This window comes from Piscicoccus intestinalis NBRC 104926, from assembly GCF_001515525.1.
In the GTDB taxonomy this organism is placed as follows: domain Bacteria; phylum Actinomycetota; class Actinomycetes; order Actinomycetales; family Dermatophilaceae; genus Kineosphaera; species Kineosphaera intestinalis.
Genome location: NZ_BCNQ01000028.1, coordinates 1 through 14,212, shown reverse-complemented (window position 1 = coordinate 14,212; position 14,212 = coordinate 1). Strand labels below are relative to the sequence as shown.

Annotated in this window: 15 protein-coding genes; all 15 read left to right on the top strand. The window is 73.5% G+C overall.

Annotated features, from left to right (window positions below; genetic code table 11):
- The first annotated feature begins 171 nt into the window (after positions 1 to 171).
- The 15 genes from PINTE_RS06745 (at position 172) to hemB (ending at position 14,179) form a co-directional block, all read left to right on the top strand.
- The gene (locus PINTE_RS06745; protein ID WP_084343335.1) at positions 172 to 1,032 is read left to right on the top strand and encodes a sugar phosphate isomerase/epimerase family protein; all 861 of its coding nucleotides are present in this window, start codon (positions 172 to 174) and stop codon (positions 1,030 to 1,032) included.
- Positions 1,029 to 1,973 carry a proline dehydrogenase family protein gene (locus PINTE_RS06740; RefSeq protein WP_084343332.1) on the top strand — a complete coding sequence of 315 codons (945 nt, stop codon included), beginning with the start codon at positions 1,029 to 1,031 and terminating at the stop codon, positions 1,971 to 1,973. Before PINTE_RS06745 ends, PINTE_RS06740 begins: the two co-directional genes overlap by 4 nt.
- A gap of 30 nt (positions 1,974 to 2,003) precedes the next feature.
- On the top strand, positions 2,004 to 2,387 hold the full coding sequence (locus PINTE_RS24880; protein WP_306304845.1) for a pyrroline-5-carboxylate reductase family protein: 384 nt from the start codon (positions 2,004 to 2,006) through the stop codon (positions 2,385 to 2,387).
- Entirely contained in the window at positions 2,359 to 2,811 is a 453-nt protein-coding gene (locus PINTE_RS24875) for a pyrroline-5-carboxylate reductase family protein (RefSeq protein WP_306304844.1), read from the top strand. The genes PINTE_RS24880 and PINTE_RS24875 overlap by 29 nt, the downstream gene beginning before the upstream one ends.
- Positions 2,812 to 2,985: 174 nt before the next feature.
- Positions 2,986 to 3,492 carry a GNAT family N-acetyltransferase gene (locus PINTE_RS06730; protein ID WP_068427752.1) on the top strand — a complete coding sequence of 169 codons (507 nt, stop codon included), beginning with the start codon at positions 2,986 to 2,988 and terminating at the stop codon, positions 3,490 to 3,492.
- Positions 3,493 to 3,624: 132 nt separating this feature from the next.
- Complete coding sequence (locus PINTE_RS06725) at positions 3,625 to 4,821, top strand: acetoin utilization protein AcuC (RefSeq protein WP_068427750.1); 1,197 nt, start codon at positions 3,625 to 3,627, stop codon at positions 4,819 to 4,821.
- Between the two features lie 299 nt (positions 4,822 to 5,120).
- Entirely contained in the window at positions 5,121 to 5,219 is a 99-nt protein-coding gene (locus PINTE_RS21780) for a 30S ribosomal protein bS22 (RefSeq protein WP_003792170.1), read from the top strand.
- 80 nt (positions 5,220 to 5,299) lie between these two features.
- On the top strand, positions 5,300 to 6,388 hold the full coding sequence (locus PINTE_RS06720) for an NAD-dependent epimerase/dehydratase family protein (protein ID WP_084343331.1): 1,089 nt from the start codon (positions 5,300 to 5,302) through the stop codon (positions 6,386 to 6,388).
- Positions 6,385 to 7,347: a lysophospholipid acyltransferase family protein gene (locus PINTE_RS06715; RefSeq protein ID WP_084343330.1), complete on the top strand. Its 963-nt coding sequence runs from the start codon at positions 6,385 to 6,387 to the stop codon at positions 7,345 to 7,347. Before PINTE_RS06720 ends, PINTE_RS06715 begins: the two co-directional genes overlap by 4 nt.
- A 103-nt stretch (positions 7,348 to 7,450) precedes the next feature.
- Complete coding sequence (locus PINTE_RS06710; RefSeq protein ID WP_068427748.1) at positions 7,451 to 7,717, top strand: glutaredoxin family protein; 267 nt, start codon at positions 7,451 to 7,453, stop codon at positions 7,715 to 7,717.
- A gap of 266 nt (positions 7,718 to 7,983) precedes the next feature.
- Positions 7,984 to 8,829 carry a redox-sensing transcriptional repressor Rex gene (locus PINTE_RS06705; protein WP_084343329.1) on the top strand — a complete coding sequence of 282 codons (846 nt, stop codon included), beginning with the start codon at positions 7,984 to 7,986 and terminating at the stop codon, positions 8,827 to 8,829.
- Positions 8,826 to 10,136 (top strand): glutamyl-tRNA reductase, encoded by a 1,311-nt coding sequence (locus PINTE_RS06700; RefSeq protein ID WP_068427746.1) that lies wholly within the window; start codon positions 8,826 to 8,828, stop codon positions 10,134 to 10,136. Before PINTE_RS06705 ends, PINTE_RS06700 begins: the two co-directional genes overlap by 4 nt.
- Positions 10,133 to 11,221: a hydroxymethylbilane synthase gene (gene hemC / locus PINTE_RS06695; RefSeq protein WP_084343328.1), complete on the top strand. Its 1,089-nt coding sequence runs from the start codon at positions 10,133 to 10,135 to the stop codon at positions 11,219 to 11,221. The genes PINTE_RS06700 and hemC overlap by 4 nt, the downstream gene beginning before the upstream one ends.
- 136 nt (positions 11,222 to 11,357) lie before the next feature.
- Positions 11,358 to 13,175, top strand: a complete 1,818-nt coding sequence (locus PINTE_RS06690; protein WP_068427792.1) for a bifunctional uroporphyrinogen-III C-methyltransferase/uroporphyrinogen-III synthase — start codon at positions 11,358 to 11,360, stop codon at positions 13,173 to 13,175.
- Complete coding sequence (hemB, locus tag PINTE_RS06685) at positions 13,175 to 14,179, top strand: porphobilinogen synthase (RefSeq protein ID WP_068427744.1); 1,005 nt, start codon at positions 13,175 to 13,177, stop codon at positions 14,177 to 14,179. The genes PINTE_RS06690 and hemB overlap by 1 nt, the downstream gene beginning before the upstream one ends.
- Positions 14,180 to 14,212: the final 33 nt, after the last annotated feature.

Here is a 14,212-nt window from a genome sequence, read left to right as displayed (position 1 = left end):
CCGCGGACCCCTGCTGCGGCCTCCTCGCCGAGTCCCTCGTCTGGCACTCCGGCCCGCCCGGGTTCTCACCGCCACCACCCGGACTCCGGCGCGCAGCCCGACGCCGAGCCCGCTGGGGTGCCCGCCGCGAGCCCAGCGCGGGTCACCCTGTCGACCGCCTCGGTGTACCCGATGGGCGTCGCGGCGGCCTTCGAGACCGCGGCCCGGCTCGGTTACGACGGCGTCGAGGTCATGGTTCTGTCCGACCCGGTCACGCAGTCGGCGGCCATCCTGGGGCGCCTCGCCGAGCGGCACGGGGTGCCGGTCACCTCCATCCACGCCCCCACGTTGCTCGTCGCGCAGCGCGTCTACGGCGCCAGCGACCCGTGGACAAAGATCGACCGATCCATCGACCTTGCCCACGAATTGGGTTGCCCGACAATTGTTTTGCACCCACCGTTCCGCTGGCAGCGGGAGTACGCCCGCACGTTCGTCGACGGGGTGGCCGAGCGCGAGCACGAGCGCGACATCACGCTCGCGGTGGAGAACATGTTCCCGTGGCGGGCGCGACAGCGGCATGTGCAGGCCTACCTGCCCGCCTGGGACCCGGTGTCGCAGCCCTATGACCACGTGACGATCGACCTCTCGCACGCCTCGACCGCGCACAGCGACGCGCTGGCCATGCAGGCGGCGCTCGGTTCCCGGCTCGCGCACGTGCATCTGGCCGACGGCAGCGGCTCGCTGAAGGACGAGCACCTGGTTCCGGGGCGCGGCAACCAGCCGTGCGCCGAGTTCCTCGCGGGCCTGGTGCGCGACGGCTATACCGGCGACGTGACGATCGAGGTCAACACGAGGCGGCGAGGAGGCCGACACCGACAGGCCGACCTGCGCGCGTCGCTGGCCTTCGCCCGCACGCACCTGGGCCAGTCGAACGACCCCGAGGAGGCCGAGTTGGTCGACGAATCGACTACTGCGACAGGCGATTCCGGCGAACGGTCGGAACCGATGGCGATGGCTCGGCGACTGAGCCGAGGCGGGCGGGAGCGGGCATGACGGCACGACCCGGCGCGAGTGAACTGGTGACACGCGTCGTGCAGGACCCCCGGGCCCGCCGGTTCGTGGAGTCGCGCGGCGTGAGCGCGCGCCTCGTGCGCCGCTGCATCGCCGGCGAGTCGCTGACCGCCGAACTCGACGTCACCGGCGAGCTGCTCGCCCGCGGCCGCCTCGTCAGCGCGACCTACCTGGCCGCCGACCCGATCGACCGCAGCGAGGCCAAGGACCGCCGCAAGCGGCTGCGCAAGCTGCTGCGTCGCCTCACGCAGGCCGGCTACGCGCAGGACGGCCGCACCGACATCAGCCTGCGGCTGGGCCTGCTCGGCGCCCACGTGGGCCGCGACGGCCTGGCGATGGCCACCGAGATGACCGGCGACATCGTCGCCGGCGCCGCGGAGGCGGGCACGCGCGTGACCGTGGAGACCGAACCCGGCCTCGACCAGGCCGCGGTGCTGGCGGCGGTCGCCCGACTGCGCCGCGATCTCAACGCCGACGTGGGAGTGGCGCTGGGGGCCAGCGTGGCCCGCACCGAGAGCGACTGCGCCGAACTCACCCGCGCCGGGGTGCCGGTGCGGCTCGTCCGGGGCCCGGTGCGCGCGCCCGGCACCGTCCGCGGCCGCCGTGAGGCCGACCGCGCCTACGTGCGCTGCCTGCAGCTGCTGCTGCAGCCGGGCGCGCACCCCACCGTGGCCACCCACGATCCGCGGCTCATCGCGATCGCCGAGGAGCTCGCGCGCCGCCGCGGCCTGGGCCCCGACGACGTGGAGTACCAGCTGTCGTACGGCGTGCGGCCACGCCGGCAGACGGTGGTCGCCGACCGCGGCGGACGGATGCGGGTCTACCTGCCCTACGGGCCGGACTGGTATCCCTACCTCGTCGAGCGGGTGGCCGAGCGCCCCGGCGACGTGCCGTCGCTGCTGGGCGCCTCGGGCTCCCGATGACCGAGCGAACCAGAGCGTGAGGAGCGCCTGATGGCAGAACACATGCTGGCCCTGCTGGGAGCCGGTGCCATGGGGTCGGCGGTGCTGGAGGCGGTGCTGCGGGCCGGGATCGTCACGCCCGAGCGGGCGCGCATCACGACGCTCGACGAGGCCGCGGCCGGCCGCTGGCGCGAGCGGGGCGTGGTCGTCGCGCCCGACAACGCCGCCGCCGCCGACGGCGCCGACCTGGTCGTCGTGGCGGTCAAGCCGCCGGATGTGCCCGGGGTGCTCGACGACATCGCCCCCGCGCTCGGCGCCGACGCGCTCGTCGTCAGCCTCGCGGCGGGGGTGGCGGCTGGCGACGCTGTCGCAGCATCTGCCGGCGGGGGCGGCCACCGTGCGGGTCATGCCGAACACGCCCGCGCTGCTCGGTGAGGGCATGGCGGCGCTGAGCCCGGGGGAGCACTGCGGCGCGGAGCAGCTGGACCTCGCTCGCGAGCTGCTGAGCGCCTGCGGCCAGGTGGTCGCGGTGCCGGAGAAGCAACTCGACGCGGTCACCGCGCTGTCCGGCTCCGGGCCGGCGTACGTCTTCGCGATCGCCGAGGCCCTCATCGACGGGGGCGTGCTGCTCGGGCTGCCGCGGCCGGTGGCCACCCAGCTTGCCGTGCAGACCCTGCTGGGGTCGGCGACCATGCTGCGGGATTCGGACACCTCGCCCGGGCTTCTGCGCGAGCAGGTCACGAGCCCCGGCGGCACCACCGCGGCGGCGCTGCGCGAATTCGACCGACACGGGCTCCGATCGGCGATCATCGCCGGCATGGAGGCCGCCCAGGCTCGGTCCCAGGAGCTGGGCGGCTGAGGGCGCCGGGCGGCGCGCGAACCCCGGCGTTTCGCCACGTTTCGTCGCCGGGCGCCGTTCGCGCTGCTGTGAACAGCTCGAATTCACCGGGGGACCGGAGCGGGTTACGGTCGCCTCGCCGCTGTTACTGTGGGACCGGTCCGGGGGTATGCCCCTGCACGAAAGGTGAGCCGCGTGAGCGAAATCAGTATCCGGGTCCTCGGGGAAGACGAGTGGGAGCAGTACAAGGAATTCCGCCTGCGCGCACTGAAGGAGTCGCCGGAGGCCTTCGTCGCCGACCACGCCACCGAGGCCGAGTACGACGAGAAGTTCTGGCGCACGCGCATGCGGCGGTCGCTGCGGCTGCTGGCCGAGCGTGACTCCGAGCCGGTGGGCATCCTGTCGCTGCGCGCGAACACCGACCTGTACGAGAACGCGGCGGAGATCTTCGGTCTCTTCGTGCCCTCGGAGTTGCGCGGCAGCGGTGTCGCCGCGGCGCTGGTGCAGGCCGCGGCCCGGCGGGCGCACGACAATGGCCACACCCAGCTCGTCTACTGGGTCGGCACCGACAACGGCCGCGCGGTGGCGTTCGCCAGCAGCTACGGCTTCCGGCCCACCGGCTACCGACGCCCGATGGCGCACCAGGGCGGCGAGGACGACGGCGACCAAGAGGCCGCCATGGTGCTCGCCCTGCACCGCTGAACCGGGCTCGCCCGTCCGGGCCGACACAACGCTGATCCGCTCGCGGCCTGCGCCCGTGCGTGAACCGCAGGGTTCGCACATGGCGCACGGCTGACTCGGCGGTCCCGACCAACAAATCGCTAGGGTGCGGTCATGGCAACGCAGGCCCACGTCATCTGGGACGACGGATTCACCGGGTACAACTTCGGGCTCGGCCACCCGATGAGCCCGGTGCGCCTGGACCTCACCGCGCGGTTGTGCCGCGAGTTCGGGCTGTTCGAAGGGTCGGACGTGCAGGTCGACGCGCCGGAGGCGGCCACCGACGAGGTGCTCGCGCGCATCCACGACGAGGCGTACATCGCGGCCGTGCGCAAGGCGTCCCTCGACCCGTCGGCCCCGCTCGAGCAGTTCGGGCTCGGCACCGAGGACGACCCCGCGTTCGTCGGCATGCACGAGATCAGCGCCCGCATCGCCGAAGGCAGCCGGCTGGTCGCGGAGTCGGTGTGGACCGGCTCCGCGCAACACGGCGTGAACTTCACCGGCGGGCTGCACCATGCGATGCCCGATCGAGCCTCCGGATTCTGTATCTACAACGACGCCGCGCTTGCCATCGACTGGCTGCTGGACAACGGCGCGAAGCGGGTCGTCTACGTCGACGTCGACGCCCACCACGGCGACGGCGTCGAGAAGATGTTCTGGAACGACCCTCGCGTGCTGACGATTTCGGTGCATGAGACCGGGGCCGTGCTGTTTCCCGGCACCGGCTTTCCCCGCGACCTGGGCGGGCCCGACGCCGAGGGTTATGCCGTCAACCTGCCCCTGCCTCCGGGAGTCGGTGACGGCGCCTGGCTGCGGGCGTTCGACGCGGTCGTGCCGGCGCTCGTGCGCTCCTTCGAGCCCGACATCATGGTCACCCAGCACGGCGCCGACTCGCATTTCACCGACCCGCTCGCGCACCTGTCGATCTCGGTCGACGCTCAGGTCATCGTCGCGCAGACGCTGCACGACCTGAGCCACGAACTGTGCGGTGGCCGCTGGGTGGCGCTCGGCGGCGGCGGCTACGAGGTCGTGGGAGTCGTGCCCCGCTCGTGGACCCACCTCGTGGCCATCGCGGCGCACCGCGACATCAGCGTGGAGACCGAGGTGCCGCAGCGCTGGCTGGAGGACGTGGCCGAGCGATTCGGTGTGCAGGCGCCGCCGAACATGGGCGACGGCACCTCCGAGCGCGGCCGCATCTGGTGGCGCTCCTGGGAGTCGGGGTACGACCCGGAGACCGCGATCGACCGGGCGATCATGGCGGCCCGGGAGGCCTCGTTCCCGCTGCACGGCCTGGACCACTGGTTCGACTGACTCGCCCTGACTCGCCCTGACTCGCCGGACGCGCCCAGCGGCGCCGGCCCGGGCCGGATGGCCGGCGGACCTCGCGATTACCGGGGCACGGACGGCGCAGAGTAAGGTGGGTCGAACTGTCCGACGCGTCGGCGCAGCACACGCACCGCCTCCCGTGCCCACTTCGGCACGTTCGGCCCGCGCCCGCGAGGGCGGCGGCAAGCCGGTGGCGTGCGCGTTGCGTCGATGTCGCCGGGTCGCCGCACGGCACCCGGATCGCGGGCAGCCCGACCGAACGCACTTCACGACAAGGACGACACATGGGCTCTGTCATCAAGAAGCGCCGCAAGCGCATGGCGAAGAAGAAGCACCGCAAGCTGCTTCGCAAGACGCGGCACCAGCGTCGCAACAAGAAGTGATGTCCGGCGGCGGCCGCGACGACGCCGGCCGCCGCTGCCAGTGGCTCATCGGCCACGGCTGACGGCCACCTGGAGGTGCGATGTCGACGGTGCTCGTCACCGGCGTGTCCCGCTACGCCGGGGCGCGGCTGGCTCGGGAGCTGAGCACACGAGCCGGGGTCGACCGGGTCATCGGCGTGGACCTGCCCGAACCGCAGTTCCCGCTCGGTGAGGCCGACTTCGTGCGAGCCGACATCGGCAACCCGCTCATCGGACGCATCATCGGGCAGGCCCGGGTCGACGTCGTCGTGCACCTGTCGATGAGCGCCGACGTGCGGTCCGGCACCGCGCGCGACTCTCAGAAAGAACGCAACGTCATCGGCACGATGCAGCTGCTGGCCGCCTGTCAGGCCCGGCCCGAGCTGCGCCGCTTCATCCTGAAATCGACTGCCTCTGTGTACGGTTCGTCGCCGAAGGATCCGGCCGTGTTCACCGAGGGCATGCCGACGGGGGCGCGCATCCGCGGCGGGTACCTGCGCGACGCGGTCGAGGTGGAGGGCTACGTGCGCTCGCTCGCGCGGCGGCGCCCCGATGTCGCGACCTGCGTGCTGCGGATGGCCCACATGGTCGGCAGCCAGGTGCAGTCGAGTTTCACCGACTACCTGCGCTCGTCGGTGCTGCCCGTGCCGCTCGGCTACGACGCGAGGCTGCAGCTGCTGCACCCCGACGACGCGGTCGACGCGCTGGCGGCCGCCGCGACCGGCACCTGTGAGGGCGTCGTCAACGTCGCCGGAGACGGGGTGGTCACCCTGAGCCAGGCCGCCCGCCTGCTGGGCAGCCCGACCCTGCCGCTGCCGACGGTGCCCGGCCGGCGCCTCGGCTCGCTCGCCCGCCGCTTCGGCGCCCCGACGCTGACCAACGACCAGATCGACTACCTGATGTGGGGGCGCGCCCTCGACACGGCACGCATGCGCACCGTGCTGCGGATGGAGCCACGGTGGTCGACCCGAGCCACCCTCGTCGACTTCGCCGCGGGTGTGGCCGCGCGCACCCCACGCGAACGCCCCGAGGGCCCGGAACGCCCTGAACGGGCCGGCCACCCGGGCCTCGGGCTGCCTGGGGTAGCAGGGATCACGGGGATGACGGGGCTGCCTGGGGTCGCGGGGATGTCACGGGGGGCGCGCGAATGAGCACCGACCGCGAATCCGCTCAGGCGCAAGCGGAGTTGGCACAGCGGCTCGAGCAGGGTGTCGAGACGCTCATCGCGGCGCTGCGATGGGCGGTGCGCGCGGCGGGCGGAGATCTCACCGAGCGTGAGGTCGAGCAGCGGGTGGCGGCCCTGTTGGCCTACCTGCGCCGCCGTCTCGCCGGCGAACTCGAGGTCGACGCCTACGGATTCGATGAGGACTTCACCGAGCACATCTACCTGCCGGTGCTCCGGGTGCTGTACCGGCGCTGGTTTCGGGTGGAGGTGCGCGGCATCGAGAACATCCCCGACGACGGCGCGGCGCTCATCGTCGCGAACCACTCGGGCACCCTGCCGATCGACTGCCTGATGACCCAGGTCGCCGTGCACGACACCCACCCGCGCGGGCGGCACCTGCGGCTGCTGGGGGCCGACCTGCTGTTCCGGCTCCCGGTGTTCGGTGAGACGGCGCGCGCCGGCGGCACCACGCTGGCCGCCCCCAGCGACGCGCAGCGCCTGCTCGCGGCCGGCGAACTCGTCGCCGTGTGGCCCGAGGGCTTCAAGGGCCTGGGCAAGCCGTTCGCCGACCGGTACCGGCTGCAGCGCTTCGGCCGCGGCGGCTTCGTCGGCACCGCGCTGCGCACCCGCGCCCCGATCGTGCCGTGCGCGATCGTCGGCGCGGAGGAGATCTACCCCAAGATCGGCGACCTGACGGCTCTGGCCCACCTGCTCGACGTGCCGTACTTCCCGGTCACGCCGACGTTCCCGCACCTGGGGCTGCTCGGGCTGGTGCCGCTGCCGAGCCGGTGGATCATCGACTTCTCACCCCCGGTCGAGGTGGCCGACCTCGGGGCCGAGGCCGCGGAGGACTCGTTGCTCGTGTTCGAGCTGACCGACCGGGTGCGCGAGACCATCCAGAGCCGCCTGCACGTGCTGCTGGCCGACCGCGGCTCGGCGTTCTGAGCACCCCCTGAGCAACCCCTGAGCACACGGTCCGAGCGACGCGCCCTGTCCACACTGTGTTCTCCAGGCGTTCGCCTGACCACCGGTTCCATAGAGTGGAGCGATGAGCACTGACGAACCTCGCGTCACCTTGATCACCAAGCCCGGTTGTCATCTGTGCACGCTGGCCCGGGAGGTCGTCGTGCGCGTGACGGACGAACTCGGCGTCGGGTGGCAGGAGCAGTCGATCCTCGACGTCGAGAACCCCGACCCGATGTGGTGGGAGCAGCTGCCGATCACGCTGGTCGACGGGCGCCCGCACGACTACTGGCGGGTCAGCGAGGGTCGGCTGCGCACCGCCCTGACCGCCTCCGGGCTGAGGTCGGCCTGAGAAACCTGGCCGTCCCGGGCGGGGCGTCCGCGCAACCGATCCGCCGGGAGATCTGCCAGGGGTGTGCAGGTCGCACACGCATCGCGGGCGTCGGGACCCGTGGGTCGCTGTTCCGCAGGCCGGTCCAGGCGGCGTTCAGGGTTTGGAACAAGACGACGCGCGCACATAAGGTAAGCACGGTCGTCATGTTTCCTGTGACGCGACTTTCGCCACACCGCCCCCGGGCGGGGTGACAACCCGAACGCCGAAGGAGCCGGTGACTTCCGTTGCCTGCCGACACCGCAACACCTCGTGACATCCCTGATGCCACGGTGGCGCGGCTGCCGGAGTACCTCCGGGCGCTGAGCGACTTCCTCCGCCACGACATCGACACGGTATCGTCCGGCGATCTGGCCGCTGCCGCGGGGGTGAACCCGGCGCAGTTGCGTCGCGATCTGTCCTACCTCGGCTCGTACGGCGTGCGTGGGGTCGGGTACGACGCCGCGCATCTCGCCGCTGAGATCGGCCGGCGACTGGGGGTCGGCGGTTCGCGCCCCATCGTCATCGTCGGGGCCGGTCGGCTCGGGCAGGCGCTCGCCGGGTATCCCGGGTTCGTCGGGTCCGGTTTCCGGGTCGTCGCCCTGCTCGACCGCGACCCGGGCGTCATCGGGCGCCGCGTGGGAGACGTCGTCATCGGAGACGTGGCGACGCTCGCGCAGGTCGTGACCGAGGAGGGTGCCGGGATCGGCGTGGTGGCCACCTCGGCCGAGGGAGCGCAGGAGGCGTGTGACGCGTTCGTCGACGCGGGGGTCACCTCGCTGCTGACGTTCGCGCCGGGCCCGCTGCAGGTGCCCGAGCGGGTGCTGGTGCGTCGCGTCGACATGGCCACCGAGCTGGCGGTACTCGCCTTCCGCTCGCGGGCCCAGGCGGCTGAGAACACTTCCGACGACGGCGGCGGCGCGGGTGACGATGTGGCCGGCGACCTGGGTGACGACGCGGATCTCGATCGGGGTCCGCGCAGGTTTTCTGGCGGCCTTTCGGCCGCGCTGACGGGCCGCAGCATCGAAGATGTCGATACCCCGGCCCACGAGACGACGGCACGGGTGGATACGGAGAGGCAGGTGGCGCGATGAGTCTGGTCGTCATGGGGATGTCCCACCGATCGACGCCGATCGACGTGCTCGAGCGGGTCGCGCTCGATGCCGACGGCGGCGCCACCCTGGCGCAGCACGTGCTGCGCGGTGAGAACGTCTCCGAGGCGGTCGTCGTCGCGACGTGCAACCGGCTCGAGGTGTACGCCGAGGTCAACGCCTTCCACGGCTCGGTCGACGACATCGGCGCGGCCCTGGTCGCGGCCACCGGCATGTCCCGCTCGGCGCTGGCCGACCACTGTTACGTGCACTACGAGGACCGCGCGATCGCGCACGTCTTCCAGCTGGCCTGCGGGCTGGACTCGATGGCGGTGGGCGAGCCGCAGATTCTCGGGCAGCTGCGGGCCTCGCTCGAAAGTGCCCGGGGAGCGGGCACCGCCGGCCCGGCCCTCAACGCGCTCTTCCAGCAGGCGCTGCGCGTCGGCAAGCGCGCGCACGCCGAGACCGACATCGACCGGGCCGGGCGCGATCTCATCTCCGAGGGGCTGGCCGCGGCCATCGACTACGTCGGTCCGCTGTCCGCCGCGCACGTGCTCGTCATCGGCGCCGGCGCGATGAGCGGTCTGGCGGCCACGACGATCGCCCGCGGGCGGCCCGCCTCCCTGACGATCGTCAACCGCACCTGGGCCAAGTCGCAGCGGCTGGCGCAGGACAGCGGGGGCCGGCCCCTGCCCTGGGACGAGCTGCACGAGGCCTTCGTCGACGCCGACGTCGTGCTCACCTGCACCGGCTCCCTCGGGTACGTCGTCAAGGCCGACGCGCTCGCCGAGGCGGCCGAGTCGGCGCCGGGGCGGGCCTCGCGACGCGCGATCATCGACCTCGCCCTGCCGCGCGACGTCGACCCCGACGTGGCGCTGCTGCCGAACACCCGGCTCGTCGGGCTCGCCGAGATCGGCGAACGCCTCGCCGCCCGCGCCGACGGAGCCGGAGTCGGTGCCGTGCGCGACCTCATCACCGCCGAGGTCGCCGCCTATCTCGTCGCGCGTCGCGGCCAGGAGGTCGGGCCCACCGTCGCGGCGTTGCGCACCCACGCGGCCGACGTGGTGGCCGCGGAACTCGCCCGGCTCGACGCCAAGGCCCCCGGCATGGACGACCTGACCCGCGCCGAGGTGCAGCTGACGATCCACCGGGTCGTCGAGAAGCTGCTGCACACGCCGACCGTGCGCGTCAAGCAGCTGACCGGCGCCGACGGCGCCGACTACGCCCGCGCCCTGCGCGAACTGTTCGACCTCGACCCGGGCAGCGCCGCGACCAGCGGCGCGACGCCCTCGCCGGGGGTGACGCGGTGACCACCCGCACGACCGAACCGCGCCGGACCGACGCCGCGCAGGCGCCGTTCACCGGCACGCTGCGGCTCGGCACCCGACGCAGCCGGCTCGCCACGACCCAGTCGCAGTGGGTCGCCGACCTGCTGACCGACCGCGGCCACAGCGTCGAGCTCGTCGAGATCGTCACCGAAGGCGACGTCAACGCCGCGCCGCTGACGCAGATCGGCGGCACCGGGGTGTTCGCCAGCGCGCTGCGCCGGGCGCTGCACGACGGTCGCATCGACCTCGCCGTGCACTCCCTCAAGGACCTGCCGGTGGCACCCGAACCCGGGCTCGTCGTCGCCGCCGTGCCGACCCGCGAAGACCCCCGCGACGCCCTGTGCGCCCGCGACGGCCTGACCCTGGAGGCCCTGCCTCCCGGGGCGCGTGTGGGCACCGGCTCCCCGCGGCGGGCCGCGCAGCTCGCGGTGCGACGACCCGACCTGCAGATCGTGCCGATCCGCGGCAACGTGGAGACCCGGCTGCGACGGGTCGGTGCCGACCTCGATGCCGTCGTGCTCGCCTGCGCCGGCCTGGCCCGGCTCGGGCTGCGCGGACACATCACCCAGACGCTGCCCACCGACGTGTTGCTGCCCGCCGCCGGCCAGGGCGCCCTCGCGCTGGAGTGCCGCGCCGACCGGCCCGACCTCGTCGCGGCGCTCGGTGCGCTCGACGACCCCCGCACCCGCGCGGCCGTCGAGGCCGAACGCGCGTTGCTGGCGACGCTCGAGGCCGGCTGCACCGCCCCCATCGGTGCGTTCGCCCGGCCCGAGGGCCAGACCGGGCTGCAGCTCGACGCGTTCCTCGGCGCCCAGGCCTCGCTCGTGGCGACCGTCAGCGCCGAGGCCGTCGCGGCCGGCGCGGACGCCGCCGACAGTGCTTCCAGCGCGGCCGCTGCCGGCAGCACGGACAGCACGGATACGGGCTCCGGCGCATCGGTCTCGAAGCCTGCGGTCGACACCGCCCGCCGCGGCAGCCTCACGGGCACGTGGGACGCCGCCACCGACCTGGGCCGGGCGCTCGCGCACCGGCTCCTCGACGAATCGCCGGAGGCGCCACCCCCATGAGCGGCCCCGGCCCGACCAGAACCCCTTCCGACGCCCGCGTGAGCAGCGCGGACGACACCGACCAACAGGAGTGCCAGACGTGAGCGTCACCGGCCGCGACCGCACCACCGCGCCGACCCAGGGCGCACCCATCCCCATGTCCGGCTCGGCACCTCGACCGGCCCGCGTGGCCTTCGTCGGAGCCGGACCGGGCGACCCGGGCCTGCTGACCGTGCGCGGCCGCGATCTCATCGCGGAGGCCGACGTGCTCGTCGTCGACGCGGGTGTCTCGCCCGACTTCGTCGCCCACCACGCCCGCCCCGAGGCCCGCATCGTCGACGCCGGCATCGCCGACGAGAGCGTGGAGTTGAACCGCGCGTCGCGGGCCAAGCTGCTCGTGCGCACCGCGCAGCAGGCGACGCCGGTGGCTCCGGCGACCCAGCCGGCCTCGGCAGCCTCGACGGCCTCGGCAGCCTCGACGGCCTCGGCGGCGACAACGCCCGAGCGCACCGACTCGACCGACCCGCGCGGCGCCCAGGGGGCCACGGACATGGACGAGAAGACCGACTCCCCGACCGGATCGACCGCGCCGAGCGCGCCGGCCGGTGCGGCGGGTGCGGAGCGCTCCGCGGACCGGCCGCTCGTCGTGCGGCTCATGACCGGCGACCCCGGCACGTTCAACGGCCTGGCCACCGAGCTGGGAGCCTGTCACCGGGCGGGTCTGGAAGTCGAGGTCGTGCCGGGCGTCAGCACCGCGCACGCCGCCCCGACCTACGCGGGCGTGCCGCTGACCTCGAACGACTCTCCGACGGTCGTGACCAGCTGCGGCGACCCCGAGCGGGCCGACTGGAGCAGCGCGGCCGCCGACACCGTCACCGTCGTGCTCACCGGCGACGGCCGGCAGATCGCCGCGGGCCTGTCCCGGGTGCTCGCCGCCGGGCGCGACGCGCAGACGCCCGTGGCGCTGACCGCCGACCCGACGACCACCGCGCAGCGCACGGTGACGACGACGCTGGAGGAGGCGGTCGGTCTCATCGAGTCCGAGGCCATCGAGCCCGCCTCCGCGGTCGTCGGCTGCACCGTGGCTGCCCGTGAGGAACTGTCGTGGTTCGAGACGCGGCCGCTGTTCGGGTGGCGCGTGTTGGTGCCGCGCACCAAGGACCAGGCCGGCGGCACCCTGACGCGGCTCGCCCGGTACGGCGCCGTCGGCGAGGTCGTGCCGACGATCAGCGTCGAGCCGCCGCGCACGCCGCAGCAGATGCAGAAGGCGATCAAGGGCCTGGTCACCGGACGCTACGAGTGGGTCGGCTTCACGTCGGTGAACGCCGTGCGCGCCGTCAAGGAGAAGCTCGCCGAGATCGGCCTGGACGTGCGGGCCTTCGCGGGCCTGAAGATCGCCGCCGTCGGCGGGGTCACCGCGCAGGCGCTGCGCGACTGGGGAGTCGAGCCCGACCTCGTGCCCGCCGGTGAGGAGTCCGCACGCGGGCTGCTCGAGGTGTGGCCGCCGTACGACGACGTGCTCGACCCGATCAACGGCGTGCTGCTGCCGCGGGCCGACATCGCCACCGACACCCTCGTCGCCGGGCTGCAGGAGATGGGCTGGGAGGTCGACGACGTCACCGCCTACCGCACGGTGCGCGCCGCCCCGCCGCCCGCGCCGACCCGCGAGGCGATCAAGTCGGGCGCGTTCGACGCGGTCGTCTTCACGTCGAGCTCGACGGTGCGCAACCTCGTCGGCATCGCCGGCAAGCCGCACCCCAACACCGTCGTCGCGTGCATCGGCCCGGCCACGGCCAAGACCGCGCAGGAGCACGGGCTCACCGTCTCCGTCATCGCGGAGACGGCCAGCGGCGACGCTCTCATCGACGCCCTCGCCGACTACGGCACCGTGCTGCAGCAGCAGGCCCGCGCCGGCGGGGAGCCGCTGCGCCGGCCGAGCGAGGCCCGCACGACCGGTCGCCGCAAGGCCCGCTGATGGCGTGGGCCGGATCCCGGATCCGGCCGCGTCGGCTGCGCACGACGCCCGCGCTGCGGGCCCTGGTGCGCGAGACGCGGCTGGACCCGGCGCAGTTGATCCTGCCCGTCTTCGTCGCCGAGGACCTCGGCGACGACGGCGAGCCGCGGCCGATCACCTCGATGCCGGGGGTCGTGCAGCACTCGATGAACTCGCTGGTGCGCGAGGCGCGGGCGGTGGCCGACGCGGGCCTGGGGGGCATCATGCTCTTCGGCGTGCCGGTCGCCAAGGACGCCGTCGGCAGCGGCGCCACCGACTCCGACGGCGTGCTCAACCGGGCGCTGGCCGCGGTGCGCGCCGAGGTCGGTGACGCGACCTCGGTGATGGCCGACCTGTGCCTCGACGAGTTCACCGACCACGGGCACTGCGGGGTGCTGAGCACCGACCCCAGCGGGCGCACGGTCGTCGACAACGACGCGACGCTGGAGCGGTACGCCGACATGGCGGTGGCCCAGGCTCGCGCCGGCGCCCACGTCGTCGGGCCGTCCGGGATGATGGACGGCCAGATCGGCGTCATCCGCGACGCCCTCGACGCGGCCGGTCACGCCGACGTCGTCGTGCTCGCCTACTCGGCCAAGTACGCCTCCGGCTTCTACGGCCCGTTCCGTGAGGCCGTCGCCTCGACGCTGACCGGCGACCGCAACACCTACCAGCAGGACTCGGGCAACCTGCGCGAGTCGCTGCGCGAGGTCGCGCTCGACGTCGAGCAGGGCGCCGACATCGTCATGGTCAAGCCGGCGCTGCCCTACCTCGACGTCGTGCGCGCCGTCTCGGAGTCGGTCGACGTGCCGGTGTGCGCGTACCAGGTGTCGGGGGAGTACGCGCAGATCGAGGCCGCCGCCGCCAACGGCTGGATCGACCGCGACCGCGTCGTGCTCGAGACCCTCACCTCGATCCGCCGCGCCGGCGCGAGTTCGATCCTCACCTACTACGCCCTGTACGCGGCCCAGCTCCTGCGCGCCTGACCGACCCTGCCCGGCCTCCCGGTTCACGTGCCC